General features: G+C 71.2%; 22 protein-coding genes. 5 read left to right on the top strand and 17 right to left on the bottom strand.

What is annotated here, in order from left to right:
- The 3 genes from htpX to glnA form a co-directional block, all read right to left on the bottom strand.
- On the bottom strand, positions 1–918 hold the full coding sequence (htpX, locus tag ACIREI_RS05065; protein ID WP_403327458.1) for a zinc metalloprotease HtpX: 918 nt from the start codon (positions 916–918) through the stop codon (positions 1–3).
- A gap of 146 nt (positions 919–1,064) precedes the next feature.
- Positions 1,065–1,331 carry a hypothetical protein gene (locus tag ACIREI_RS05060; RefSeq protein ID WP_403327456.1) on the bottom strand — a complete coding sequence of 89 codons (267 nt, stop codon included), beginning with the start codon at positions 1,329–1,331 and terminating at the stop codon, positions 1,065–1,067.
- Between the two features lie 123 nt (positions 1,332–1,454).
- Positions 1,455–2,864, bottom strand: coding sequence for a type I glutamate--ammonia ligase (glnA, locus tag ACIREI_RS05055; RefSeq protein WP_403327454.1), 1,410 nt, complete (start codon positions 2,862–2,864; stop codon positions 1,455–1,457).
- A 198-nt stretch (positions 2,865–3,062) separates the two neighbouring features.
- On the opposite strand from glnA, the gene ACIREI_RS05050 reads away from it, so the two are divergent.
- Entirely contained in the window at positions 3,063–3,530 is a 468-nt protein-coding gene (locus tag ACIREI_RS05050) for an RDD family protein (RefSeq protein ID WP_403327452.1), read from the top strand.
- Positions 3,531–3,622: 92 nt separating this feature from the next.
- Here ACIREI_RS05050 and ACIREI_RS05045 read toward each other — a convergent pair whose 3' ends face one another.
- From ACIREI_RS05045 to lipB, 4 genes are all read right to left on the bottom strand, one after another.
- Positions 3,623–4,324: a DUF4191 domain-containing protein gene (locus tag ACIREI_RS05045; RefSeq protein WP_128437168.1), complete on the bottom strand. Its 702-nt coding sequence runs from the start codon at positions 4,322–4,324 to the stop codon at positions 3,623–3,625.
- 65 nt (positions 4,325–4,389) lie between these two features.
- On the bottom strand, positions 4,390–4,590 hold the full coding sequence (locus ACIREI_RS05040) for a hypothetical protein (protein ID WP_302001266.1): 201 nt from the start codon (positions 4,588–4,590) through the stop codon (positions 4,390–4,392).
- Between the two features lie 258 nt (positions 4,591–4,848).
- Positions 4,849–5,814: a lipoyl synthase gene (gene lipA / locus ACIREI_RS05035; RefSeq protein WP_403327449.1), complete on the bottom strand. Its 966-nt coding sequence runs from the start codon at positions 5,812–5,814 to the stop codon at positions 4,849–4,851.
- Positions 5,815–6,094: 280 nt separating this feature from the next.
- Positions 6,095–6,895 carry a lipoyl(octanoyl) transferase LipB gene (gene lipB / locus ACIREI_RS05030; RefSeq protein ID WP_403327447.1) on the bottom strand — a complete coding sequence of 267 codons (801 nt, stop codon included), beginning with the start codon at positions 6,893–6,895 and terminating at the stop codon, positions 6,095–6,097.
- Between the two features lie 279 nt (positions 6,896–7,174).
- Here lipB and ACIREI_RS05025 point away from each other — a divergent pair, with 279 nt between their 5' ends.
- Positions 7,175–8,614: a regulator gene (locus ACIREI_RS05025; protein WP_403327445.1), complete on the top strand. Its 1,440-nt coding sequence runs from the start codon at positions 7,175–7,177 to the stop codon at positions 8,612–8,614.
- 128 nt (positions 8,615–8,742) lie between these two features.
- On the opposite strand, the gene ACIREI_RS05020 is transcribed toward ACIREI_RS05025, so the two are convergent.
- Together ACIREI_RS05020 and ACIREI_RS05015 are read right to left on the bottom strand one after the other, a co-directional pair.
- Positions 8,743–10,125 carry an NAD(P)/FAD-dependent oxidoreductase gene (locus ACIREI_RS05020; RefSeq protein ID WP_403327443.1) on the bottom strand — a complete coding sequence of 461 codons (1,383 nt, stop codon included), beginning with the start codon at positions 10,123–10,125 and terminating at the stop codon, positions 8,743–8,745.
- Positions 10,126–10,285: 160 nt separating this feature from the next.
- Complete coding sequence (locus ACIREI_RS05015; protein WP_403327442.1) at positions 10,286–11,185, bottom strand: TIGR01777 family oxidoreductase; 900 nt, start codon at positions 11,183–11,185, stop codon at positions 10,286–10,288.
- A 70-nt stretch (positions 11,186–11,255) separates the two neighbouring features.
- On the opposite strand from ACIREI_RS05015, the gene ACIREI_RS05010 reads away from it, so the two are divergent.
- Complete coding sequence (locus ACIREI_RS05010) at positions 11,256–11,756, top strand: GNAT family N-acetyltransferase (protein WP_403327440.1); 501 nt, start codon at positions 11,256–11,258, stop codon at positions 11,754–11,756.
- Positions 11,757–11,885: 129 nt separating this feature from the next.
- Here ACIREI_RS05010 and ACIREI_RS05005 read toward each other — a convergent pair whose 3' ends face one another.
- The gene (locus ACIREI_RS05005; protein WP_403327439.1) at positions 11,886–13,070 is read right to left on the bottom strand and encodes a MarP family serine protease; all 1,185 of its coding nucleotides are present in this window, start codon (positions 13,068–13,070) and stop codon (positions 11,886–11,888) included.
- Between the two features lie 1,252 nt (positions 13,071–14,322).
- Here ACIREI_RS05005 and ACIREI_RS05000 point away from each other — a divergent pair.
- On the top strand, positions 14,323–15,060 hold the full coding sequence (locus ACIREI_RS05000) for a peptidoglycan recognition protein (RefSeq protein WP_403328047.1): 738 nt from the start codon (positions 14,323–14,325) through the stop codon (positions 15,058–15,060).
- 298 nt (positions 15,061–15,358) lie between these two features.
- On the opposite strand, the gene ACIREI_RS04995 is transcribed toward ACIREI_RS05000, so the two are convergent.
- Positions 15,359–16,486 carry a lipid II:glycine glycyltransferase FemX gene (locus ACIREI_RS04995; RefSeq protein WP_403327437.1) on the bottom strand — a complete coding sequence of 376 codons (1,128 nt, stop codon included), beginning with the start codon at positions 16,484–16,486 and terminating at the stop codon, positions 15,359–15,361.
- Between the two features lie 205 nt (positions 16,487–16,691).
- On the opposite strand from ACIREI_RS04995, the gene ACIREI_RS04990 reads away from it, so the two are divergent.
- Positions 16,692–16,910 carry a hypothetical protein gene (locus ACIREI_RS04990; RefSeq protein WP_403327435.1) on the top strand — a complete coding sequence of 73 codons (219 nt, stop codon included), beginning with the start codon at positions 16,692–16,694 and terminating at the stop codon, positions 16,908–16,910.
- Between the two features lie 60 nt (positions 16,911–16,970).
- Here ACIREI_RS04990 and ACIREI_RS04985 read toward each other — a convergent pair whose 3' ends face one another.
- From ACIREI_RS04985 to sucB, 6 genes are all read right to left on the bottom strand, one after another.
- Positions 16,971–17,489 carry a DUF4240 domain-containing protein gene (locus ACIREI_RS04985; protein ID WP_403328045.1) on the bottom strand — a complete coding sequence of 173 codons (519 nt, stop codon included), beginning with the start codon at positions 17,487–17,489 and terminating at the stop codon, positions 16,971–16,973.
- Positions 17,490–17,578: 89 nt separating this feature from the next.
- Positions 17,579–18,565 carry a helix-turn-helix transcriptional regulator gene (locus ACIREI_RS04980; protein WP_403327433.1) on the bottom strand — a complete coding sequence of 329 codons (987 nt, stop codon included), beginning with the start codon at positions 18,563–18,565 and terminating at the stop codon, positions 17,579–17,581.
- Positions 18,566–18,790: 225 nt separating this feature from the next.
- A complete protein-coding gene (gene aceE / locus ACIREI_RS04975; RefSeq protein WP_403327431.1) occupies positions 18,791–21,493 on the bottom strand; it encodes a pyruvate dehydrogenase (acetyl-transferring), homodimeric type in 2,703 nt (900 codons plus the stop codon).
- A 308-nt stretch (positions 21,494–21,801) separates the two neighbouring features.
- The gene (locus tag ACIREI_RS04970) at positions 21,802–22,281 is read right to left on the bottom strand and encodes a hypothetical protein (protein WP_403327429.1); all 480 of its coding nucleotides are present in this window, start codon (positions 22,279–22,281) and stop codon (positions 21,802–21,804) included.
- 194 nt (positions 22,282–22,475) lie between these two features.
- Positions 22,476–23,108, bottom strand: coding sequence for a GntR family transcriptional regulator (locus ACIREI_RS04965; protein WP_062702734.1), 633 nt, complete (start codon positions 23,106–23,108; stop codon positions 22,476–22,478).
- 315 nt (positions 23,109–23,423) lie between these two features.
- Entirely contained in the window at positions 23,424–25,220 is a 1,797-nt protein-coding gene (gene sucB / locus ACIREI_RS04960) for a 2-oxoglutarate dehydrogenase, E2 component, dihydrolipoamide succinyltransferase (protein WP_403327427.1), read from the bottom strand.
- Positions 25,221–25,238: the final 18 nt, after the last annotated feature.

Genomic DNA, 25,238 nt, shown 5'->3' with positions numbered 1-25,238 from the left:
TCACGCGCCTCCGGGAGCCGTCGCCTCGCCCAGCTCGGCGGAGATCCGCCCCAGTTGGTCGAGCCGCTGCTCCAGACTCGGGTGGGTGGAGAAGAGCTGCGCGACGCTCGGCTCCCGGCCCAGCGCCGGAGTGAAGTAGAAGGCGTTGAAGGCCTGCGCCGTCCGCAGGTCCTTGGTGGGGATCCGCGCGATGTCGCCGGAGACCTTGGTGAGCGCGGAGGCCAGCACCGAGGGCCGCCCGGTGAGCAGCGCCGCGGCCCGGTCGGCGGCCAGTTCCCGGTACCGGGACAGGGCCCGGATCAACAGGAAGCTGATCGCGTACACGGCCGCCGACACGCCCAGTACGGCGGCGAAGATCACGGCGGTGTTCTGATCCCGGCGCCCGCCACCGAACAGCTGGCTGTAGAAGGCGAACCGCACGATCAGCCCCGCGATCACGCCGAGGAACGAGGCCACCGTGATCACGGCGACGTCCTTGTGCGCCACGTGCGACAGCTCGTGCGCGAGCACACCCTCCAGCTCGTCCGGCTCCAGCCGCCGCAGCAGCCCGGTCGTCACACAGACCACGGCATGATCGGCATTGCGCCCGGTGGCGAACGCGTTCGGCATGTCCATCTCCGACACGGCGACCACGGGCTTCGGCATGTCGGCGAGGGCACACAGCCGGTCGACGACCCCGTGCAGCTCGGGATACTCCTCCCGCTCCACGACCCGCCCGCGCATCGCGAAGAGCGCGACCCGGTCGGAGAACCAGTACTGAGCCCCCAGCAGCGCCGCCGCCACGACCACGACCAGCACCCACGACTTGAGCAGCACGATCAACGCGGCGACGAACCCCACGTACAACAGCCCGAGCAGAAACAGCGTGACCCCCATACGGGCGGTCAACCGCCGATCACTCCGGAACCGGCTCTGCATCTCGCATCACCTCGCGCACTCAGGCACTCGTCCCACTGCCCAGTGTGCACCCGGCGACGCCCATGAACGGGTCGTGATCGGCCCTAGGACCAGCAAAGACCCCGGACCCGGTACGTGCGCTCAGTACGCGGTCTCAGTACGCGGTCTCAGTACGTACGGAAGTTGACGTAGCCCAGCAGGACGATCACCCCGGCGACGCAGCCGAGGACGATCGCCGTGGACACCCACCCCGAGCGGCGGCTCTGCCGTGCCACATGCTCGGGGTCGGCCCGGAACGGCACCGGCCCGGGCGGATTCTCCTTCCACCGCGCGGCGAGCATCCGGGCCCGGGCCGAGGGCTCCTTGTGCTCGGCCTGGTCCGCCCACCTGAGGTCGAACTCGCGCTCCTGGTCGTCCTGTTCGTGCTCGGGCATCCCATCCACCCCCGTGTCGTCTCAGCGGCAGAAGAATAGAACATACGCCCGCACCCCCGCTGTGTCGGTACGACAGCGGGGGCGCGGGCGCGGTGCCTGGGTCCGAGACCGGTCAGGCGTAGATCACACGTCGAAGTAGAGCTCGAACTCGTGCGGGTGCGGACGCAGCTGCAGCGGGGCGATCTCGTTCGCGCGCTTGTAGTCGATCCACGTCTCGATCAGGTCCGGCGTGAAGACGTCGCCCTGGAGGAGGAACTCGTGGTCGGACTCGAGGGAGTCGAGGACGGCCGGGAGCGAGGTCGGGACCTGCGCGACGCCCGCGTGCTCCTCGGGAGCCAGCTCGTAGAGGTCCTTGTCGATCGGCTCGGCCGGCTCGATCTTGTTCTTGATGCCGTCCAGGCCCGCGAGCAGCAGGGCCGAGAAGGCCAGGTACGGGTTGCCGGAGGAGTCGGGCGCGCGGAACTCGACGCGCTTGGCCTTCGGGTTGGAGCCCGTGATCGGGATACGCATGGCCGCGGAGCGGTTGCGCTGCGAGTACACCAGGTTGATCGGGGCCTCGAAGCCCGGGACCAGGCGGTGGTACGAGTTCACCGTCGGGTTGGTGAAGGCGAGCAGCGACGGGGCGTGCTTGAGGATGCCGCCGATGTAGTAGCGGGCGGTGTCCGACAGGCCCGCGTAACCGGCCTCGTCGTAGAAGAGCGGCTGGCCGCCGGTCCACAGGGACTGGTGGACGTGCATGCCGGAGCCGTTGTCACCGAAGATCGGCTTGGGCATGAAGGTCGCGGTCTTGCCGTTGCGCCAGGCCACGTTCTTCACGATGTACTTGAAGAGCTGCAGGTCGTCGGCGGCCGCGAGCAGCGTGTTGAACTTGTAGTTGATCTCGGCCTGGCCGGCGGTGCCCACCTCGTGGTGCTGGCGCTCGACCTTCAGGCCGGCCCGGTCCAGCTCCAGGGAGATCTCGGCACGCAGGTCGGCGAAGTGGTCGACCGGCGGAACCGGGAAGTAGCCGCCCTTGTAGCGGACCTTGTAACCACGGTTGTCCTCGAGGGCACCGGTGTTCCAGGCACCCGCCTCGGAGTCGATGTGGTAGAAGGACTCGTTCGACGTGGTGGCGAAACGCACGCTGTCGAAGACGTAGAACTCGGCCTCGGGACCGAAGTACGCGGTGTCCGCGATACCGGTCGACGCGAGGTAGGCCTCGGCCTTCTTCGCCACGTTGCGCGGGTCACGGGAGTACTGCTCGCCCGTGATCGGGTCGTGGATGAAGAAGTTGATGTTGAGCGTCTTGTCACGGCGGAACGGGTCGACCCGGGCCGTCGACAGGTCGGCACGGAGCGCCATGTCGGACTCGTGGATCGCCTGGAAACCACGGATCGACGATCCGTCGAAGGCGAGCTCCTCGTCCGGGTCGAACGCCTCGACGGGCACCGTGAAGTGCTGCATGACGCCCGGCAGGTCGCAGAACCGGACGTCGACGAACTTGACGTCCTCGTCCGCGATGAACTTCTTGGCCTCGTCGGCGTTCTGGAACATCCAGCTCCTCCTACTCCCGACCGTCCGTGCCGGGGTGGTAGTTCGTTCGTGCGGCCAGTGCGGTGGCACACGCTGTCTTCGACCCTAGGGACGGGTGATTTCTCGGGCGTGACCCATTTGTTTCGCCCACGTTAACCGGACATCCCGTACCGCACCCCACCTGTCCGTATCGCAAAACGCGCCCAGTACCGTGGATGCGTGGACAAGAGGCAAGCAATCGGATCCTGGCTCTCGGGCCCCCGCGCGGCCGCCGAGGACGCAGGTGTCGACTTCGGATACCGGGGGCAGCAACTCGGTCTGCCGGAGGAGGGGCCGGGCTCCGTCGCCCGCCCCGGCCGACGGCTCGGAGCGCTCGCGGTCGACTGGGGTCTGTGCGTCTTGATCGCATACGGTCTCATCACCGACGGCTACGGCCAGGCCACCAGCAACTGGGCCCTGCTGCTGTTCTTCCTGATGAGCGCCCTGACCGTCGGCACCGTCGGCTTCACTCCGGGTAAGCGCCTCTTCGGCCTCCGCGTGGTCACCCTGGAGACCGGCACGGTCAACCCGCTGCGCGCCCTCCTGCGCTCGGCCCTGCTGTGCGTCGCGATCCCGGCCCTGATCTGGGACCGCGACGGCCGCGGCCTGCACGACCGACTGGCCCGCACGGTCGAGGTCCGGATCTGACACCGACTCTTCGCGTACGACGACCGACTCCTCCCGTACGACGAAGGGGGCGCCCGGCAGGAACCGGGCGCCCCCCTCTCGTACGAGGAGAGTCAGCGAGCCTTCGGCCCGCCCTTCGGCAGCTTCATGCCCTTGGGCATGGGGCCCTTCGGGAGCGGCATGTTGCTCATGAGGTCGCCCATGGCCTTCAGGCGGTCGTTGGTGGCGGTCACCTGGGGGCCGGTCAGTACGCGGGGCAGCTTCAGCATGGTGGTCCGCAGCTTCTTCAGTCCGACCTGGCCCTCACCGGTACCGACGATCAGATCGTGCACCGGCACGTCCGCGACGATGCGGTTCATCTTCTTCTTCTCCGCGGCCAGCAGGCTCTTCACCCGGTTCGGGTTGCCCTCGGCGACCAGCACGATGCCGGCCTTGCCGACGGCCCGGTGCACCACGTCCTGGCTGCGGTTCATCGCCACCGCCGGCGTCGTCGTCCAGCCCCGGCCGATGTTGTCCAGTACGGCCGCTGCGGCGCCCGGCTGGCCCTCCATCTGCCCGAAGGCCGCCCGCTCGGCCCGGCGCCCGAACACGATCGCCGTCGCGAGGAAGGCGAGCAGCAGGCCCAGGATGCCGAGATAGATGGGGTGACCGATCAAGAAACCGATCGCGAGGAAGACACCGAAGGTGACGATTCCGACAGCCGCGAGTACAAGACCGATCTTCTTGTCGGCCCTGCGGGTCATCTTGTAGGTCAGAGCGATCTGCTTGAGTCGCCCGGGGTTCGCAGCGTCCGCTGCCGTGTCCTTCCTCGCCATGGCACGAAGTCTACGTGGCCCGGGAAGCGCCGACGACGGCAGTGTGCCCTGGGGGCGGCGAGGGATCAGGGCCGGACGATGGTGACCTGGTCCAGGACGCGCTGCGCCTCGACCCGGTCCTTGGCGCGACGGCGGTCCTCCAGTACGGACGTCCAGGCGTTGCGGCGGGCGGTGCGCTGGCCGCTGCTCATGAGCAGCGACTCGACGGCACGCAGTGCAGTGGTGAACGACGGGATGGCGGTGGCGCGAACGGGCGCGGCCTGCATGGTGGAGGTCCCCCCTCGGGAATGGCGGCTTTGGTGAGCGGTGTACGGGGTGTGCAACCAGCGTCACTGATTGGTGTTACCAGGGCGTGACCGACCGGTCAAACACCAATGAAGCCTTAATACGCGGGCCGAAACACTTGACGCGGCCCTGATGGGCCCCCTATCTGCGGGGACGTCCAGGACCGCGTCAATTCGGCGGCTACCGAGGGGTAGTTGCTTGTGCCCAGATTCACACGAGTCGAGTGGCACTCCGTGCCATCAGACGGCCTGCGAGGCGACGTACGCGCCACGCTTTTCGATGGCCATCTGGTAGAGCCGCCCGGCCCGGTAGGAGGACCGGACGAGGGGGCCGGACATGACCCCGGAGAAGCCGATCTGCTCGGCCTCCTCCTTCAGCTCCACGAACTCCTGCGGCTTGACCCAGCGCTCCACGGGGTGGTGGCGGACGCTCGGGCGCAGGTACTGCGTGATGGTCACCAGCTCGCAGCCCGCCTCGTGCAGCTGCTGGAGCGCCTCGCTGATCTCCTCGCGGGTCTCGCCCATGCCGAGGATGAGGTTGGACTTGGTGACCAGGCCGTAGTCGCGGGCCTCGGTGATGACCTTGAGCGAGCGCTCGTAGCGGAAGCCTGGGCGGATGCGCTTGAAGATCCGGGGCACCGTCTCGACGTTGTGCGCGAAGACCTCGGGGCGGGAGGCGAAGACCTCCTGGAGCAGCTCCGGTACGGCGTTGAAGTCCGGGGCGAGCAGCTCGACCTTGGTGCGGCCGGCCTCGCGCTGAGCCGTCTGCTGGTGGATCTGGCGGACCGTCTCGGCGTACAGCCAGGCGCCACCGTCCGGGAGGTCGTCGCGGGCGACGCCGGTGATGGTGGCGTAGTTCAGGTCCATGGTGACCACGGACTCGCCGACGCGGCGCGGCTCGTCGCGGTCGAGGGCCTCGGGCTTGCCGGTGTCGATCTGGCAGAAGTCGCAGCGCCGGGTGCACTGGTCGCCGCCGATGAGGAAGGTCGCCTCGCGGTCCTCCCAGCACTCGTAGATGTTGGGGCAACCGGCTTCCTGGCAGACGGTGTGCAGGCCCTCGCTCTTCACGAGGTTCTGCATCTTCGTGTACTCGGGACCCATTTTCGCCCGCGTCTTGATCCACTCGGGCTTGCGCTCGATGGGGGTCTGGGCGTTCCTGACCTCCAGGCGCAGCATCTTGCGTCCGTCGGGTGAGACTGCGGACACGTCGGCTCCCTGTGCTTCGATTCTTCGGCGTACACCAGGGTACGCCCGTGCGTTTTGAGTCTCCGGGCTGGCCAACCTTGCGGAACGCCGGTGCATTCCTGCGCGGGCCTCGGGGGGTTTCGCCCCCGCCGCCCCTACCTGTCCCATCCTCAAGGGGCGCTGCCCCTTTCGCCCCCGTCAGGGGGCTCTGCCCCCTGGACCCCCGCTCCTCAAACGCCGGAGGGGCTGGATTTCAGCCCGTCCGGCGGGGGCGAAACCCCTCCGACGCCCACGGCCCGAGTCAGGCAGCCGGGATCTTCTCGATCTCCCGCGGCTTGAGGTCCGCGTTCTCCAGTACGTCCTTCAGGTGCCGCTCGACCACCGGCAGCACCTCGTCGATCGTCACGTCCCGGCCGAGCTCGTTCGCCAGGGAGGCGACCCCCGCGTCCCGGATCCCGCACGGGATGATCCTGTCGAACCACTTGTTGTCCGGGTTCACGTTCAGCGCGAAGCCGTGCATGGTCACGCCCTTGGCGACCCGGATCCCGATCGCCGCGATCTTGCGGTCCTCACGCCGCTGCCCGGCGTTGGACGGGGCGTACTCGGGGCCGTTCAGACGCGGGTCGAACTCCTCGTCGGTGAGACGGGGGTCGAAGTCCAGCGACAGTCCGCCGAGCGCCGGACGCCGCTCCACCGGGTCGCCGAGGACCCATACGCCGCTGCGCCCCTCGACCCGGGTGGTCTCCAGGCCGAACTCCGCGCACGTGCGGATCAGGGCCTCCTCCAGGCGCCGTACGTGCGCCACGACGTCCACCGGACGCGGCAGCTTCTGGATGGGGTACCCCACCAGCTGGCCCGGGCCGTGCCAGGTGATCTTGCCGCCGCGGTCCACGTCGATGACCGGCGTGCCGTCCAGAGGCCGCTCGTTGTCCGCCGTGCGCCGGCCCGCCGTGTACACCGGAGGGTGTTCGAGCAGCAGGACCGTGTCGGGGATCTCGTCCTCGAACCGCGCCGCGTGCACCCGGCGCTGTTCGTCCCACGCCTCCTGGTACTCGACGGCGTCCGCGCCGAATCCCATGCGGACGAACCGCAATTCACTCACGGCCAGCCTCCTTGGAAGCCCTCGAAGGTCGTAAGGCACAAAGCGTGCCCACGCCACTGTACGACCGGCCCGTTCGGGTGATGCCTCCCGGCCCCGCGTCAGCCCGGTACGGCAATCCTCACACGATCGGATGAATGGGTGAGGAAATGTGCGATCGGCTGCTTACTCTCCGCTACATTCGCGCCGTTCGAGAGGCCAAAAGGGCAGCTCACCGGCAATCCGGGCACTCGGCGGCCGAACTCGTCCGCGAGGCCCGAAAGGCAGGAGACCGCACCGCAGATGACGGAACGACCCGCGCAGCGCACTCCCAACCGCCAGCTCGCCGCGCTCATCGCAGAAGCGGGATTCTCCAACGCGGGTCTCGCCCGCCGGGTGGACCAGCTCGGCCTCGAACACGGGCTTGATCTCAGATACGACAAGACATCGGTCACCCGCTGGCTGCGCGGACAGCAGCCGCGCGGCACGACCCCCGCCCTCATCGCCGAGGTCTTCACCCGCCGCCTCGGCCGCCGGCTCTCCGCCCAGGACCTCGGCCTCGACGCCTGCGCGCCCGTGTACGCGGGGCTGGAGTTCGCCGCGACCCCCGAGGAGGCCGTCGACATCGTCAGCGGCCTGTGGCGCAAGGACTCCGGCAGCCATGCCGAGCTCCGCAAGATCGCCTTCACCCCGGCCGGCCTCGTCGTGCCGAGTCGGGACTGGCTGATCGGCCGCGCCGACGAGAAGGTGGCCCGCGGCGAGCCGATCGCCCGCATCCCGGCCCAGGGCCGGCCAGGCGCCGTACCCCGCCAGCGCGGCCAGGCGGAGCGCGGCCCCGGCCAGAAGGTCACCGGGGGCGACATCGCCGCCCTGCGGTCGGTGGGCGAGCTGTTCCGCTCGCTCGACGACATGTACGGCGGCGGCCACGCCCGGCAGGCCCTCGTGCGCTACCTGGAGCACGAGTGCGAGCCGATGCTCCGCGGCACCTACGGCGAGCAGACCGGCCGCAAGCTGTTCGCCGCCGCCGCGGACCTCACCAGGCTCGCGGGCTGGACGTCGTACGACATCGCGGCGCACGGGCTCGCGCAGCGCTACTTCGTGCAGTCGCTGCGCCTCGCGCAGGCGGCCGGGGACCGGGCGTACGGCTCCTACGTCCTGGTCACCATGAGCCGTCAGGCCGTCTACCTCGGGCACGGTCGCGAGGCCGTCCAGCTCGCGCGCGTCGCCCAGCAGGGCGTGGGGACCAGCGCACCGCCGGTCGTCCAAGCCCTGCTGCACGCGTGCGAGGCGCGCGGGCACGGCGTACTGGGTGAGGTGCGCGCCTGTACGGCCTCCCTGGTGCGGGCCGAGCGCGCCCTCGAAGCGGCTCGGCCCGGCGATGACGTCCCGCACTGGGCGCGGTTCTTCGACGAGGCGCAGCTCGCGGACGAGTTCGGGCACTGCCACCGGGATCTGCAGCAGTTCCGTGCGGCGGCGCAGCACGCCGAGCGGTCTCTGCAGCTGCGGGCGCCCGCGTACGCCCGTAGTCGGTTGTTCTGTCGGGTCGTCCTCGCCTCCGCGAGGCTGGGGCTCGGCGAGCTCGACCAGGCCTGCGCCCTGGGGGCGGAGGCTGCGGGCGCTGCCGCGGAGATGCGGTCCGTGCGGGCGATCGAGTACGTCAAGGACTTCGAGCGGAGGTTGGAGCCGTATCGGGATGCGGCGCCGGTGCGGGGGTATCGGGACAAGGTGGCGGCTTTGTTGTAGGGGGCTCGCCGTAACTCCGACCGATGTATGCCGTGTGCGGCCTTGTTGCTGTTGCTCGCGCCCACGCGGCGGAGCCGCATATCGATACCGCCCCGCGCCCCTCACGGGGCGCGGGTGCCCTGCGCCTTTTACGCCGCCGCGCGTAACGGCTCCGCCCTGTGCAGCGAGCCCGCCGCCCCCAGGTCCGTCAGGATCGCGGCTGCTGCGCGGTGGGCCGAGTGGAGGGCGCCCTGGACCGTGCTGGTGTCGCGGTGGTCGCCGCAGACGTACAGGCCTGCCAGGAGGCGTACGGGGCGGCGCAGGTCGTGGGGTGGGCGCATCGCCGGGACGGCCTCGGGGGTGTGGTGCACGGCGAGGGTCTCCCAGCGTGCCGTGGAGGTGCCGTAGAGGCGGGCCAGGTGCATGCGTACGGCCGTGTCGATGTCGGGCGGCGGTGTGCCCAGGACCGTCGAGGAGATGAGCGCCCGGCCCGCGGGCGCGCGGCTCGGGTCGACCTGGCTGGTCACCGCCGTGTGCGCGACCGGGCCGCCGCGGTCGGCGTCGAGCAGGAGCGAGGTGCCGGTCGTCGGCGGTTCGTCGGTGGTGTGGTGGACGACCGTCACGGGGTGGAAGTCCGGTACGCGCAGGCCCGGCAGCAGCTCGGCGGCGGTCCGCGCGTCCGTCGCCAGCAGGACGGCCCGGCACCGTATCTCGCCGTGCTCCGCGGTGGTCACCGATGTCGTGGCGACCGAGGTGACCCGCACGCCGGTGTGCACGGTGCCCGGCGGCAGCGTCCGCGCGAGCAGCTCCGGCAATGCATCGGCGCCGCCCTCGGGCACGCACAGTCGTCCGCTCGCGAAGGCGCGCAGCGCCAGGTCCGCACACCTGCTGGACGTCGTCAGCTCCGGGTCGCACAGCAGCGCGGCGAGCAGGGGGCGCAGAAAGCCGTCGATGGTCCGCGCGGGGACGCCCCGTGCCACGAGGGCCTGCGCGGCCGGCAACTCGGGGCGGGCCAGCAGCCGTTCGACGGGTGAGGCGGCGAGGCGGGCCAGCGCGGCGCCCAGTCGGGCCTGGTCGACGGCGGTCCCCAGCGGAGCGCCCGCGCGCACCCTGGGCGGGGACGTCTGGCTCGCGACACCCCGCACGGACGTCGCCCGAGGGGCGCTCGCCAGAGCGCGCACCGCATGCAGTGCGCCCCTCGCGCGCCGGGCGCTCATCGGCCTCGCCCACGCGCCCGCACGGTGTCGGCGGCCGTCACTGTGCAGCAATACGCCTGGCGCGAAGGGGCGCAGCGCGAGCGTGTCGAGCGACGGGGTCAGACGTAGTTCGGGATACGACGTCGACAGGAGCTGGCCGATCCGGTCGAGCCGGAACCCGTCGATCTTCTCGGTCGACATGCGGCCGCCCGGGTAGGGGGCGGCCTCCAGGACCGCGGTCGTTACTCCTGCGCTGGTCAGTCGATGCGCCGCGGAGAGGCCGGCGACCCCGGCTCCCACGATGACGACGTCCGCCTGGTACGCGGGCTCAAGCACGTGCCCCTCCTCGAGGTTGCGCGGCCGGTGGAGACGTCATGCCCCCAACCGGCTCCGGGAATACCCGAGTTCGGGACGAGGTTAGGGGGCTGATCGGTCAGAAACAGTCGCGCATGGGCAGAGCACGGTCGCACGGTGGTCGCATACGGACGCCCGCCCTTTACCCGGCCGCAGCCCGGATCGCCCCCTCGATGTCCGGAAACGCGAAGGTGAAGCCCGACTCCAGCAAGCGCGTCGGCAGCACCCGCTGGCTGCCCAGCACGTCCCCGGCCATCTCACCGAGCACGGCCCGCAGTACGGGCGCCGGGACCGCGAAGAGCGTCGGCCGGTGCAGTACCCGGCCCATGACCTCGGTGATCTCACGGTTCGTCAGCGGCTGCGGCGCGGTCACATTGAACGGCCCGGACAGGTCCTCCCGGTCGATCAGATGCCGGATCGCGGCGACCTCGTCGTGCAGCGAGACGAACGACCAGTACTGCCCACCGTCCCCCATGCGCCCGCCGAGCCCGGCCTTGAACAGCGGGAACAGCCGCCCCCAGGCCCCGCCCTCGCGGGCCACCACCAGCCCCGTGCGCGGGAACACCGTCCGCACGCCGGCCTCCCGCGCGGGCGCCGCGGCGCCCTCCCACTCCACGACCAGCGAAGGCAGGAAGCCGTCACCGGGCGGAGCGCTCTCGTCGACCTCCCGCTCGCCGGTCTCGCCGTAGTAGCCGATCGCGCTGCCGTTCACAAAGACCCGCGGCGGCTCGTCCAGCGATGCCATCGCCTCGGCCAGCGTGGCCGTACCCAGGACCCGGCCGCTGCGGAGTTTCTCCTTGTACGCCTCCGTCCAGCGGCGCGAACCCACGTTCGCCCCGGCCAGGTTGACCACCGCGCGGCACTTGGCGAGGCCGGCCGCATCCACGTACTTCGCCTCCGGATCCCAGCGCACCTCGTCCTCGGACCTGGGTGCGCGGCGCACCAGCCGCACCACCTCGTGCCCGTCCGCGACCAGGGACCGCACCAGGGCGCCGCCGATGAGACCGGAGGAGCCGGCCACCGCAATTCTTGAAAGTTGCATGACTTCATCCTGCCTCTGACCACATAAAGCCCCGGTCGGATTCCCGCGCTCCGGTCATAGGGTGGCCCTCATGCCCGAGCCTCACCAGTCGCCGTTCATACGTGCCGCCCTGCCCGACGACGAGGAGGAGCTGTCCCTCCTCGACCGTGCCACGTGGTCACCGCTGCACGAGGTCGTGCCGAAGCAGCAGCCGCCGTACCGGCCGTTCTTCGACGAGCGCCACGCCGCCGACGACTGCCTGGTCGCCGAGCTCGGCCGCCGCATCGTGGGCTACATCCGCCTGGGCTTCCCGACCCCGCTCGCCGCCAACGCGCACGTACGGCAGATCCAGGGCCTCGCCGTCGCCGACGAGGCCCGTGGCCGGGGCGTCGGCCGGGCGCTGGTCCGCGGCGCCGTGGAGGAGGCCCGCCGTAGGGGAGCCCGCCGCATCACGCTGCGCGTCCTCGGCCACAACACACCCGCCCGCAAGCTGTACGAGGCCGAGGGGTTCGTGGTGGAAGGGGTGCTGCCGGGGGAGTTCTTCCTGGGCGGGGAGTACGTGGACGACGTGCTGATGGGGCGGGGCCTCTGAGGGCGCCGCTCGCCTGACGAGGCTTGGTTCACTGCCTCTGTATCCGTCTGTCTCCCGGTCTCCCGGTCTCCCGGTCTGCCGGTCTCCCGGTCTGCCGGTCTCCGGTCTCCGGTCTCCAGGCCGTTTCTCTCACGACGTGATGAGGTCCCCCGTGTCCACCGGGGCCGTCGCGTTCGCGGCGCGCTTCGCGTCGGAGGCGACCTCGGCCGCCGTCAGGACGTAGCCGGTCTCGTCGTCGGAGGTGGAGCGGGCGAAGACGACGCCGAACACCTTGCCGTCCGTGGTCAGCAGCGGGCCGCCGGAGTTGCCCGGACGGACGGTGGAGCGGATGGAATAGATCTCGCGGGTGACGGTCGCGTCGTTGTAGATGTTCTGGCCGGTCGCGCGCACCCGGTTCGCGACCGTGGCCGCCTGGAGGTTCAGGTCGCCGTCCTCCGGGTAGCCCGCCACGACCGCCGAGTCGCCGCGGGTGGCGTCGTCGTCGAACCCCAGGACCGGGGCGCGCAGATCGGGCACGTACAGCACGGCCACGTCCCGCTCCGGGTCGAAGAGCACCACCCGTGACTCGTACGACCGCCCGACGCCGCCGACCCGGACGCTCGGTTCGTCGATGCCGGCCACGACATGGGCGTTGGTCATCACGTGCCGCGGGGCGTAGACGAAGCCGCTGCCCTCGCGGCCCTGGGTGCCCGAGACGCCCTCGATCTTGACGGTGCTGAGCTTGGCGGCGTTCGTGGCGGCGGCGGTGACGCTGTCGCCGGTGGGCTTGGCGACCTCGGCGGTCGACTCGTTCTCGAACGGGTTGAAGACCTGCGGGAAGCCGGCCTGGGTGAGCGCGGAGGTGGCCCGTGAGAACCAGGCGGGTGTGGTGTCCGGCATCGCGTCCTGCACAGTCCCGAGCAGCCGGGAGTCCCGGATCGCGGACGAGAGCAGCGGGGAGGAGGACGCGGCGAGGACGCTCGCCGCCACCCAGGCCACGATCAGCACGGCCAGCGAGTTGGCCACGGCCCCGCCGACTCCGTCGGCCACTCTCAGCGGCCCGCGGTCCAGCTCCCGGCGCAGCCGCAGCGCCAGCCGCCCCGCCAGCTCGTGCACCACCACCGCCGGGACCAGCACCGTGAGCACCGCGGTCACGGTCGCCTGTGTCGTACCCGGTGTGACCAGGTCCATCATCCACGGCAGGATCCATACGCCGATCACCGCGCCGCCGATGAAACCGGCCAGCGACACGCAGCCGGCCACCAGTCCACGCCGGTAGCCGGATGCCGCGTAGGCCAGGATCACCAGCAACAGCAGGATGTCGAGCAGGTCCACGGAGCCGCCTTTCTCTCGGACCCCTTAGTACGCGCGCGAGGCGCCTGTTGATCAGCACACGTACGCGTACTGATCGGAACCGGCCACCCTGCGTGCACCTGGAGAAACGCCCCGGACCTGGACGATGGTTCCACCGGGTGGCACACCACACATCGCGGGCGGACCGGATCCGTCGGACAGTAGGACCATGCGTGCCTTCCGACGGGTCACCCGACGGGTCTTCCGACGAACGCGGGGGAGACGAAGGCCTCGTGCCGTACGAATACCTTGGGCTGCGCGGATACGGGGGGTCGCGCGGGCGGGGGGTGGGGTTTCGGGCGGGTCAGGCGTGGGGCGGGGTGGGGGTGCCGCGGATAGGTCCGGTTCGGGGTGTGAGCCGGGGGTGCGGAAGGCCGGAGGAGTGTGGGCGGGGAGGGGGACGGGGGCGCAGGGTCCCTGGGGCCGGGCGCAGGCGGGGCGAGCTGGGGATGTCGGGCGGGGCACGGATGCCGGGCGGGCGTCGGTGGGTGGGGGAGCGGCGGATGTCCGGGGGGCGATGCCGGATTCGGGAGCTTCGCTCGGTGCTTCGCTCGGTGCTTCGCACAGGTCGCGGGGTGGACGAGATGAGCCAGGGGTGCGGGGGGAGCCGGGAGTGCGGGCAGGGCAGGCCGGGCGAGAGGTGTCGGCCGGACACGAACAGCTGGCCGAGGGGGAGCAACTGGGTGGGCGGGCCGGGTCGGAGGGGCGGGAGCAGCCAGCCGTACGAGAAGAGCCGGTCGGGTCGGAGCGGCGGGACGGGCCGGAGCCCGGTGCCGCGCGGCAGGCCGGGACCGGGCGGCGGTCCGGAACCGGGCAGCACTCCCGAGCCAGGCGTCACCCTCGAGGCTGGCGGCAGCTCCGAGCAGGGCGGCAGGCGGGGGACAGGCTGCGGTCCCGAGACCGGCTGCGGGCTCCTGCTGGTCAGCAACCCCGGATCCGGTTGTGGCCGTCTGCTGGTCAGCGATCCCGGATCCGGTTGTGGCCGTCTGCTGGTCAACAACCTCGAACCCGGTTGTGGCCGTCTGCTGGTCAGCAACCCCGGATCCGGTTGTGGCCTTCTACCGGTCAGCAATCCCGAACCCGGCCGTGGCCCTCCGCCCGCCGGAACCCCCGAACCCGGTCGTGGCTCTCGGTCGCGCAGGGGTGCCGACGCAGGCTGTGGACGTCTGCCGGGTGGCCGTCCCGTGGCGCGCCGCAGGGGCCTGCCGGGCGGCGTATACCGCCCGTCGTGCTCGTGCTCCTCGGTTGTCTTCCCGGGCTCGCCGCCGTCCTCGCGCTGGCGCTGTGCGCGAGCGGGGTCGAACGGAGTGCCGCGGCGTCCGGGCGGCAGGGCGTGGCGCGTCACGCCGCCCCGCACAAGGCGGCCCGGCCGCACATCGTGCCGAGGTCGGTCTGGCTGGACGACGACACCCGGCACGCCCAGCCGCCCCCGCGCTACGACGACAGGGTCGTCGCCGTGTTCGTCCACCACACCGACTCGCCCAACCGCTACGACTGCGCCGACACCCCCCGCATCATCCGCTACCTCTACGCGGGCCAGACCGGCCCCCGAGCCTGGGACGACATCGGCTACAACTTCCTCGTCGACCGCTGCGGGACCATCTACGAGGGCCGCGCGGGCGGCGTCGACCGCCCTGTCACCGGCGCCCACACCCAGGGCTTCAACCACCGCACCGCCGGCATCGCCGCTCTCGGCACCTTCACGGCGGGTGTCCCCGTGCCGAAGAAGATGACCGACGCGATCGCCGCGCTGGCGGCCTGGAAACTGGGGCTTTCCGACACCGACCCGCGCGCGAGGGTCCGCCTGACCTCCAGCAACAGCCACAGCCGCTACGCCGCCGGCACCAGCACCACGCTCCCCGCCCTGGCCGGCCACAGGGACGGTTACATGACCAGCTGCCCGGGCGCGGCACTCAGCGCCCTCCTCCCGGAGATCAGGGAGAGGGCGGCCCGTATGCAGGGCAGACGCTGATCCGTGTGCTCCGGTTCATGGACCCGCCGACCGCCTTTTCACCGGTCCTGCTGCCGTGCTCCCCGCTCCCTCGCCGCCCGGCAGGAGGGTCACATGGCGAGCTGCCCGGGCGCGGCGCCCACGCCCTCCCCAGGGAGATCAGGTAGTCGGGGCCTCGCAAGGGCGGATCGGATGCTGAGCCGCGCGCGAACTCCTCACCGCCCACCAGCCGCACATCAGCCCACCGACAGGCCGCCCCCCCAGCCCATCGACATACCGCCCCCCAGCCCATCGACATACAGCCTGCTCCCCCTCACCTTCACCGCCGCCCGAGATAAACCCCCAACGCCCGCTGCAGCACCTTCCCCTGGCTCCCCACCGGCAGCTCCCACTCCCCGAGGTACTCCACGGCCCGGGCGCCCGTGCCCGTCTTGAAGTGGAGGCGGCCCAGAAGGCGGTCCTCCGTGAGGGCGGGGGTGATGGAGCGCAGGTCGTACGTCTCCGTGCCCGCCGCCCGCGCGTCACCCAGCATGCGCCACAACAACGCGCTGCTGGGCCGCAGTTGGCGTCCGCGGCGGCCGGACGCGGCGTACGAGTGCCAGGCCCGGGAGCCGACGTTGATCATCAGGGCCGCGGAGAGCACCTCGTCGTCGTACTCGGCGAGATAGAGGCGCAGCCGGTCGTCGTCCTCGGCGTTCAGGGCCTTCCACATGCGCCGGAAGTAGTCCAACGGGCGGGCCTTGAAGCCGTCGTGGGCGGCGGTCGCGGTGTACAGGCGGTGGAACTCGGGCAGATCGGCCGCCGAGCCCCAGGAGACCCGGACGCCGGCCGCCTCGGCCGTACTCAGGGACTGTTCCCAGTGCGGTGCGAGGGCGCCGCGCAGGTCGGCCACCGAACGCCCCGCCAACGGGATCTCACAGCCGTAGCGCGGCTGGCCGAGGCCGAAACCGCTCCCGTCGTCCTCCTCGCACCGTCGCCACCCGAGCCGGCGCAGCCGCTCCGCGGCGTCGAGCGCGTATCCGTCGATGCCGGCCGTCGGCAGATCGTGCAGATGGCGTACGTCGGGGTCGGCGATGCCGGCCGCCACGGTGGCGGCGTCCCAGTGGCGTACGACGAGGGGCGGGCCGATCCGGACCGAGAACGCCCCGATCCGCTTCACATGGGCGACGAGCGGGTCCAGCCACCGCTCCAGGCGCGGAGTGCGCCAGTCGATCGCGGGACCGTCGGGAAGGTACGCGAGGTAGCGCCGGGTCCCGGGCATTGGCCGGTACAGGACCAGCGCCGCCGCGACCATCTCCCCGTCCTCGAACCAGCCGACGCTCTCCGGCAGCCAGTCGGGCTTCACATCACCCCACTCGGGGATCTGCAGGTGGCTCGCGTCGGGATATCGCCGCAGATGGGCGAGATGCTCCGCGCGCGGTATCTCCCGCACGAACAGGCTGGTCATGGGCTGGGTGCTCCAGGTCGGGGCGGCCACCCTAAGCCGGAGATCACGGAACCGGTCAAGAGACGTGGCGTGAACCTTCCCGACCCGCCCGGTGACGTCGGTCACCAGGCCGGAACGCCTCACAGGTTTCTCGTAGCCGACTCACGGATCACCCCGAGACTGCCTCCCTATCGTCATGCACACGCACTGACCGGAGGTGGGGATCATGAGCAGCAACAACAGCAGCGACAGCAACCGCAACAACAGCCGCGCGCGGGTCTGGACGGTGGTCTGCGCCGTCGCGACCGTCGTCCTGGGACCGGCCGCCGTCACTGCGTCCGCGCTGGACCAGGCCAACAAGGCCCCGATGCACCACGCGGTCAAGGCCGAGCAGACGCAGGCCTACATCCCGTCGGACCTGAGCCGCAGGCGGGTCGCCACCTGAGGCGACCGCAGCGACGGCAGCAGCGACGGCGGTGAATACGCTCCCTGACGCCGCTCCCGCTCAGTCCTTGAACCGCTCCCACAGCCTGGGATACCGCTCCGCCAGCGCCCGTTCGTTCTCGAAGTCGACCGGAGCGCCCTCCGGTTCCGAGGGCGCGGGGGCGATGCCGAGGTCGGGGGCGACGGTGCCGGTGAGCTGTTCGTAGGCCTCGTCCGCGGCGTAGCCGAGTTCCTCGCCGTCGCCGTCGAACTCCTCGTCGAAGTCGCCCAGCAGGTCGGCGAGAGAGTCGGGCTCGTGCACACCGCCCTCGTACACCTCGCGGCCCTGGCCGATCAGCCAGCACCGGAAGAAGTCGAACGCGTCGTCGCTCGCCCCGTCCAGCAGGACCCAGGCGGCGCCCCACAGGCCCCAGGTGTACGCGCGGTTGTAGCGGGCCTCGAAGTGACGGGCGAAGTCCAGGACCATGTCGGGGTCCAACTGGAGCAGTTTGTCCACGAGCAGGTCGGCCTGCTCCTCGGGGTCGCCCTCGGCGGCCTCGCGCGTTCCGTCGATCAGCTCCCAGAACTCCGTCTCGTCCATCACGGGTCAAGCATCGGTCCTGTGCGGGTGGGGCGCACGTGGAGTGCGACGGATTGTTATCGTCCCGCGGACGTACCTCTCCTGAGCGGTCATGAACGGTAGAGCGCGGCCAGCCGTATCGCGTCGCTCGCGAACCGCTCCCGCAGTGCCTCCGGCGCGAGCACCTCGACCTCCGGGCCGAGCGACGCGAGCTGGGTGTGGGCGACCTCCTCGGATTCCACCGGGAGGGTCAGCGTCACCCACCCGTCCCCGTCCGGGGCGCCCGCCGCCTCCAGCGCCTCCCGCGCGGACTGCGGATCGACGGCGTACGGCAGTCCGCGCACCCCGGTCGGGGACACCCGCACCACGACCTCGGCCCGCAGAATGGACCGTGCGAACTGCTCCGCCCGCTCCTCCCAGAACCCCGGCAGGTCGAACTCCTCGTCCCGCTCGAACCGCTCGGAGCGCTCGTCACCGGCGTCCACGGCGGTGAACCGGTCGATGCGGTACACCCGGTACGGCCCGTGACCCGCCGCCACGCGGGCGCACAGGTACCAGACCCCCGCCTTCAGCACGAGGCCGTACGGCTCCAACTCCCGCTCGACCTCGGTCTCCCCGCGCCGGTAACGGGCGACGATCCGCCGGTCGTCCCACACCGCGTCCGCGACGGCCGGCAGCAGCTCGGGTGCCTTCGGCTCCCTGAACCAGTTCGGGGCGTCGAGATGGAACCGCTGGGCGGCGGTCCGGGAGGCGTCGCGCAGGGAGGGCATGAGGGCCGCCGACACCTTCAGCCGGGCGGCGGAGGCGGCGTCCTCCAACCCCATCTCGCGCAGTGCTCCCGGCACCCCGGACAGGAACAGCGCCTCGGCCTCGCTCCGCGCGAGCCCCGTCAGGCGCGTCCGATAGCCGCCGATCAGCCGGTATCCACCGGCCCGCCCTCGATCGGCGTACACCGGAACTCCTGCCTCCGACAGGGCCTGCGCGTCCCGGGTGACCGTGCGCTCGGACACCTCCAGCTCGCGGGCGAGTTCGGCGGCGGTCATGGAGGACCGTGCCTGGAGGAGCAGCACCATCTTGATGAGCCGGGCAGCACGCATGCGTTCATGATGCCGGGGCCGGCCACGGCAGTTTTCCGCCCCCGCCGCCCCTACCCATTCCCGTCCCCGGGGGCTGCCGCCCCCGGACGGGCTGGGTAAGTCAGCCCCTCCGGCGTTTGAGGAGCGGGGGTCCAGGGGGCGGAGCCCCCTGGAAGCGGGGTCGAAGGGGCGGAGCCCCTGGAGGATGGGACGGGTAGGGGCGGCGGGGGCGAAGAAACCCCTGGCCTACAGGCCGTAGCGCTCCCGCGCCTCCTTCACCGCCGTCGCCTTGACCTCGCCCCGCTTCGCGAGCTGGGCCAGGGCCGCGACGACGATCGACTGGGCGTCGACGCCGAAGTGGCGGCGGGCGGCCTCGCGGGTGTCGGAGAGGCCGAAGCCGTCCGCGCCCAGCGAGGAGTAGTCCTGCTCGACCCACTGCGCGATCTGGTCGGGGACCTGGCGCATGTAGTCGGAGACCGCCAGCACCGGGCCCTCGGCACCCTGGAGCGCCTGACGGACGTACGGCGTCCGCTCCTCGCCGCGCAGCAGCGCCGCGTCGGCCTCCAGCGCGTCACGCCGGAGCTCGGTCCACGAGGTGGCCGACCAGACGTCCGCCGCCACGCCCCACTCCTCGGCGAGCAGCTTCTGCGCCTGAAGGACCCAGTGGATCGCCGTGCCGGAGCCGAGCAGCTGGATCCGCGGGGCGTTGGCCACCGGCGACAGCTCGGCCGACTCCGCCGTGTTGAAGCGGTACAGGCCCTTGACGATGCCCTCGTCGATGCCGAGGCCGGCCGGCTTGGCGGGCTGCGGCAGCGGCTCGTTGTAGACGGTCAGGTAGTAGAAGACGTTCGGGTCCTCACCCGGCGCCGCCTCGCCGTACATCCGGCGCAGACCGTCCTTGACGATCGCCGCGACCTCGTACGCGAACGCCGGGTCGTACGTCAGCGCCGCGGGGTTCGTCGCCGCGATCACCGGCGAGTGACCGTCCGCGTGCTGCAGGCCCTCGCCCGTCAGTGTCGTACGGCCCGCCGTGGCGCCGACGAGGAAGCCGCGGCCGAGCTGGTCGCCGAGCTGCCACATCTGGTCGGCCGTGCGCTGCCAGCCGAACATCGAGTAGAAGATGTAGAACGGGATCATCGCCTCACCGTGCGTGGAGTACGCGGTGGACGCGGCGATGAAGTCGGCCATCGAACCGGCCTCGGTGATCCCCTCGTTGAGGATCTGGCCGTTCTTGGCCTCCTTGTAGTACATCAGCTGGTCGCGGTCGACCGGCTCGTACGTCTGGCCCTTGGGCGAGTAGATCCCGAGCGAGGGGAACAGGCTCTCCATGCCGAAGGTGCGCGCCTCGTCGGGGACGATCGGCACCCAGCGCTTACCCGTCTCCTTGTCGCGGACCAGGTCCTTGATCAGGCGGACGAAGGCCATGGTGGTGGCCACGTTCTGCGAGCCGGAGCCCTTGTCGAAGGAGGCGAACGCCTTCTCCGCCGGGGCGGGCAGCGGCGCAACCGGGTGCACGCGGCGGGCCGGGGCCGGGCCGCCGAGGGCCGCGCGGCGCTCCTGGAGGTAGCGGACCTCGGGGGAGTCGGCGCCGGGGTGGCCGTAGGGGACGACCCCGTCGACGAAGTCGCTGTCCTTGATCGGCAGGTCGAGCAGGTCGCGCATCGCCTTGAACTCGTCCACCGTCAGCTTCTTCATCTGGTGGTTGGCGTTCTTCGACGCGAAGCCCTCGCCCAGCGTGAAGCCCTTGACCGTCTGGGCCAGGATCACGGTCGGCGCGCCCTTGAACTCGACGGCGGCCTTGTAGGCGGCGTAGACCTTGCGGGCCTCGTGGCCACCGCGGGAGAGGTGGAAGCACTCCAGGATCTTGTCGTCGCTCAGCAGCTTCGCCATCTCGACGAGCGCCGGGTCCTTGCCGAAGAAGTCCTGGCGGATGTAGGCGGCGTCGCGGGTCTGGTACGTCTGGACCTGGGCGTCCGGTACCTCGCGCAGACGGCGTACCAGCGCGCCCGTGGTGTCGAGCTGGAACAGCTCGTCCCAGGCCGTGCCCCACAGGGTCTTGACGACGTTCCAGCCGGCGCCGCGGAACTGGGCCTCCAGCTCCTGCACGATCTTGAAGTTGGCGCGGACCGGGCCGTCGAGGCGCTGCAGGTTGCAGTTGATGACGAAGGTCAGGTTGTCCAGGCCCTCACGGGAGGCCAGGGCGAGTGCCGCCGTGGACTCCGGCTCGTCCATCTCGCCGTCGCCGAGGAACGCCCACACGTGGGAGGCGGAGACGTCCTTGATGCCGCGGTTGGTGAGGTAGCGGTTGAAACGGGCCTGGTAGATGGCCGACAGCGGGCCGAGGCCCATCGACACCGTCGGGAACTCCCACAGCCAGGGCAGGCGGCGGGGGTGCGGGTACGACGGGAGGCCGTTGCCGCCGGACTCCTGGCGGAAGTTGTCCAGGTGCTGCTCGTTCAGGCGGCCGTCGAGGAAGGCGCGGGCGTAGATACCGGGGGAGGCGTGGCCCTGGATGTACAGCTGGTCGCCGGAGCCGTCCTGCTCCTTGCCCTTGAAGAAGTGGTTGAAGCCGGTCTCGTACAGCCAGGCCGCGGAGGCGAAGGTGGCGATGTGGCCGCCGACGCCGTGTTTGCTGCCTCGGGTCACCATCGCGGCCGCGTTCCAGCGGTTCCACGCGGTGATACGGGACTCCATCGCCTCGTCACCGGGCACGGACGGCTCGGCGGCGGTCGGGATGGTGTTGACGTAGTCGGTCTCGAGAAGCTTGGGCAGCGCGATGCCGGTGCCCTCGGCTCGCTCCAGCGTCCGGCGCATCAGGTACGCCGCACGGTGCGGCCCGGCCGCCTTGGCGACCGCGTCCAGCGAGGCCTGCCATTCGGCGGTCTCCTCCGGGTCCCGGTCCGGGAGCTGGTCGAGCGCGCTCGGCTGGATGGCGTTGGGGTCGGTCATGTCGCCGCCTTCCTCAGTCGAAGGGGTTCCCTCAATCGGTAAGGGTTCGGGGGTGCCCTTGGTCTTTGGCAGGACAGGGCGGAGGGCCTCGGGTGCGGTGGCACCCTGCGGCTCCGCCGCGCGGCCCGTCGGCGACTGTAACCCCCTGATCGATGATCGATCAAAGGGGAGAAGCCTAAAAAGTCTCGACATCGAGAAATTGGCATCCGGTGCCGGGGAAACAGGCACCCGGTGCCGCGTTTCCCCTGCTCACTTGAGTTCCGGGCAGCTGCTTTGGGCGGCTCCCGCCGCCCGGGGCCTGGGCGTGGTCAACCCGTCGCTGCCTGCTGGGGCGTCCCGGTCTCGGTCCGGGCGGCGGCGTTCTGCCGGCCCTGCTCGCCCTCGGTGCGCTCCCGCTCCATGCGTTCGTGCTCCTGGCGGTGGCGTGCGGACTGCTCGCGGGAGATCACCTCGGTGGCGGCGCCGACGGCGACCGCGACCGGCCATGCCATGGCTCCGGCGACGGTCATCCCGCCGAGGAGCCCGTACAGGGCCAGCCTGCGGGGCGTGGGAAGCAGCGACATGGCGGTGGAGGTGACCGTGGACGTGGCCGTGCGGGCGTCCGAGAACATGTCGCCCGGTGTCACGTAGGGGATGGGAACCCGGGGGTGAGCGGTGTGCAGGTGCACCACCTTGCCGCCGGTGTGCCTCTGCTCGTGGTGCTCCGGCTCGGCCTGGGTGCCGGTCTCGGGCGGAGCCGGCTGTTGTGCTTGTGGTGCTTGCCGGGTCTGCGGCTCTGGGGAAGTCATAGCCGTCCTCCCCTGCTGGAAGGCATGGGTGGTTGGGTCCTTCCAGCCGCCTTCCATTGATGCGCGCGGCTAAACCTAAACCTGGCCTCAATGGATTTAACGGGCAATTCGTCCAGGCTGGTCCGGTCGCCGGTCAGGCGTGCATGGGACGCAGCGCCCCCACGGCCGTGTCCGTCAGCGCGGGACCCGGCGCGCTACTCGCCCTCATGCCGGGGCGCGCACCCCAGCACATGGGCCTTGACGAGCTCGGCGATCCGGGGATCCCGGCGCTGGAACGCGGCCACCAGCTCCTCGTGCTCCTCCGCGTACGACTGCTGCACGGTCCCCAGCCACCGGATCGACAGGGCCGTGAACACCTCGATGCCGAGGCCCTCCCAGGTGTGCAGCAGCACGGAGTTGCCCGCCGCGCGGACCATCTCGCGGTGGAAGGCGACCGTGTGCCGCACCTGGGCGGTGCCGTCGGCCTTGCGGTCGGCCTCGTACAGGGCGCTGACGTGCGGCTCCAGAGCGGAGCAGTCCTCCGCGAGGCGGTCGGCGGCCAGTTCCGCGGCGATGGCCTCCAGGCCGGCCCGGACCGGGTAGCTCTCCTCCAGATCGGCCGCGGTCAGACTCCGTACGCGTACGCCCTTGTTGGGCGCGGACTCGATCAGCCGCAGTGACTCCAGTTCGCGCAGGGCCTCGCGTACGGGTGTCTGGCTGACCTCCAGCTCGGTGGCGATGCGCCGCTCCACGATTCGCTCGCCCGGCTGCCAGCGACCGCTGATGATCCCCTCCAGGATGTGCTCGCGGATCTGTTCGCGCAGCGAGTGGATGACGGGGGCGGTCATGAGGGCTCCTTAGGGCGCGTTGACGTTTAGACAATACGGCCGTAGCGCTCCGCTGGGAGGGCCGACAGGGGGGCTTTGATGCAGGTGAGACGAGACTTACACGGGGTTTGGGGTTGTGGGTGCCTGGGAGCTCGGTCCGGACTGCCGTCGGGCGTGTGCGGGTCGTGTGGGGCTGGTCGCGCCCACGCGGCGGAGCCGCATATCGACACGGCCCCGCGCCCCTGGGGGGTTGCAGTCGACCGGCGCTGAAAAGCCGACGCCCCGCCCGGAGAAGCTCCGGGCGGGGCGCCGAACGGGCAGAAGACCCAACTTGGCTTACAGGCCGAGCTCGACCTCGAACTCGCCCGCCTCCAGGATCGCCTTGACCGCCGTCAGGTAACGGGCCGCGTCGGCACCGTCCACCAGGCGGTGGTCGTAGGACAGGGTCAGGTACGTCATGTCGCGGACGCCGATGACCGTGCCCTCCTCCGTCTCGATGACGGCCGGGCGCTTGACCGTGGCGCCGATGCCGAGGATCGCGACCTGGCCCGGCGGCACGATGATCGTGTCGAAGAGCGCACCGCGCGAACCGGTGTTGGAGATGGTGAAGGTCGCGCCGGACAGCTCGTCCGGGGTGATCTTGTTGGCGCGGACCTTGCCGGCCAGGTCGGCCGTGGCCTTGGCGATACCGGCGAGGTTGAGGTTGCCGGCGCCCTTGATGACCGGGGTCATCAGGCCCTTCTCGGAGTCCACCGCGATACCGATGTTCTCGGTGTCGAAGTAGGTGATCGTGCCCTCGGACTCGTTGATCTTGGCGTTGATGGGCGCGTGCGCCTTCAGCGCCTGGGCCGCGGCCTTGACGAAGAACGGCATCGGGGAGAGCTTGACGCCCTCACGAGCCGCGAACGCGTCCTTGGCGCGGGCGCGCAGCTTCATCAGGCGCGTGACGTCGACCTCGACGACCGACGACAGCTGGGCCTGCTCGTGCAGCGCCTTGACCATGTTGTCGCCGATGACCTTGCGGATGCGGGGCATCTTGACGGTCTGGCCGCGGAGGGGGGAGGCCTCCAGAGTCGGCGCCTTCTTGGCAGCGGCGGCCGGAGCGGCAGCGGCGGCGGGCGCCGGAGCAGCGGCGGCGGCCTTCGCGGCCTCGGCGGCGGCGACGACGTCCTGCTTGCGGATACGGCCGCCGACGCCGGTGCCCTTGACGGTGGCCAGGTCGACGCCGTTCTCGGCGGCGAGCTTGCGCACCAGCGGGGTGACGTAGGCACCCTCGTCGGTCGCCTGGGCGGCGGCCGGCGCGGCCGGAGCCGGGGTGACCGGGGCCGGAGCGGCCGGCGCGGGCGCCGGAGCCGCGGGCTGGGCCGGAGCCGGGGCGGCAGCGGCGGGCGCGGCCGGAGCGGCAGGGGCGGGCGCCGGGGCGGCCGGAGCCGCAGGGGCAGCCGGGGCGGGAGCCGGAGCAGCGGGGGCGGGAGCCGCCGGGGCCGGGGCGGCCGCCGGAGCGGCACCCGCGACGCCGATGACGGCCAGCTTGGCGCCGACCTCGGCCGTCTCGTCCTCGCCGACCACGATCTCCAGCAGCGTGCCCGAGGCGGGCGCCGGGATCTCGGTGTCGACCTTGTCGGTGGAGACCTCGAGCAGCGGCTCGTCGGCCTCGACGCTGTCACCGACCGACTTCAGCCATCGGGTGACGGTGCCCTCGGTGACGGACTCGCCGAGCGCGGGCAGGACCACGTCCGTGCCCTCGGCCGTACCGGCGCCGGCAGCGGCCTCGGCGGTCGGGGCCGCAGCGGGGGCGGCCTGCTCGGTGGACGGCTGGGCGGCCGGGGCCGGCTCGGGAGCCGGCGGGGCGACCTGCTCGGCGGCGGGGGCCGGGGCGGCCGCGGGGGCGCCGGTGCCGTCGTCGATCACGGCCAGCTCGGCGCCGACCTCGACCGTCTCGTCCTCGGCCACCTTGATGGAGGCCAGGACGCCGGCGGCGGGGGAGGGGATCTCGGTGTCGACCTTGTCCGTCGACACCTCCAGCAGAGGCTCGTCGGCCTCTACGCGCTCACCCTCGGCCTTCAGCCAGCGGGTGACAGTGCCCTCGGTGACGCTCTCGCCGAGCGCCGGAAGGGTTACGGAAACCGCCATGGTTTCGGTTGCTCCTTA

The organism is Streptomyces sp. NPDC093591, from assembly GCF_044764885.1.
GTDB lineage: Bacteria > Actinomycetota > Actinomycetes > Streptomycetales > Streptomycetaceae > Streptomyces.
The sequence above is the reverse complement of the archived record's forward strand: the minus strand, read 5'-3'. Positions and strand labels throughout refer to the sequence as shown.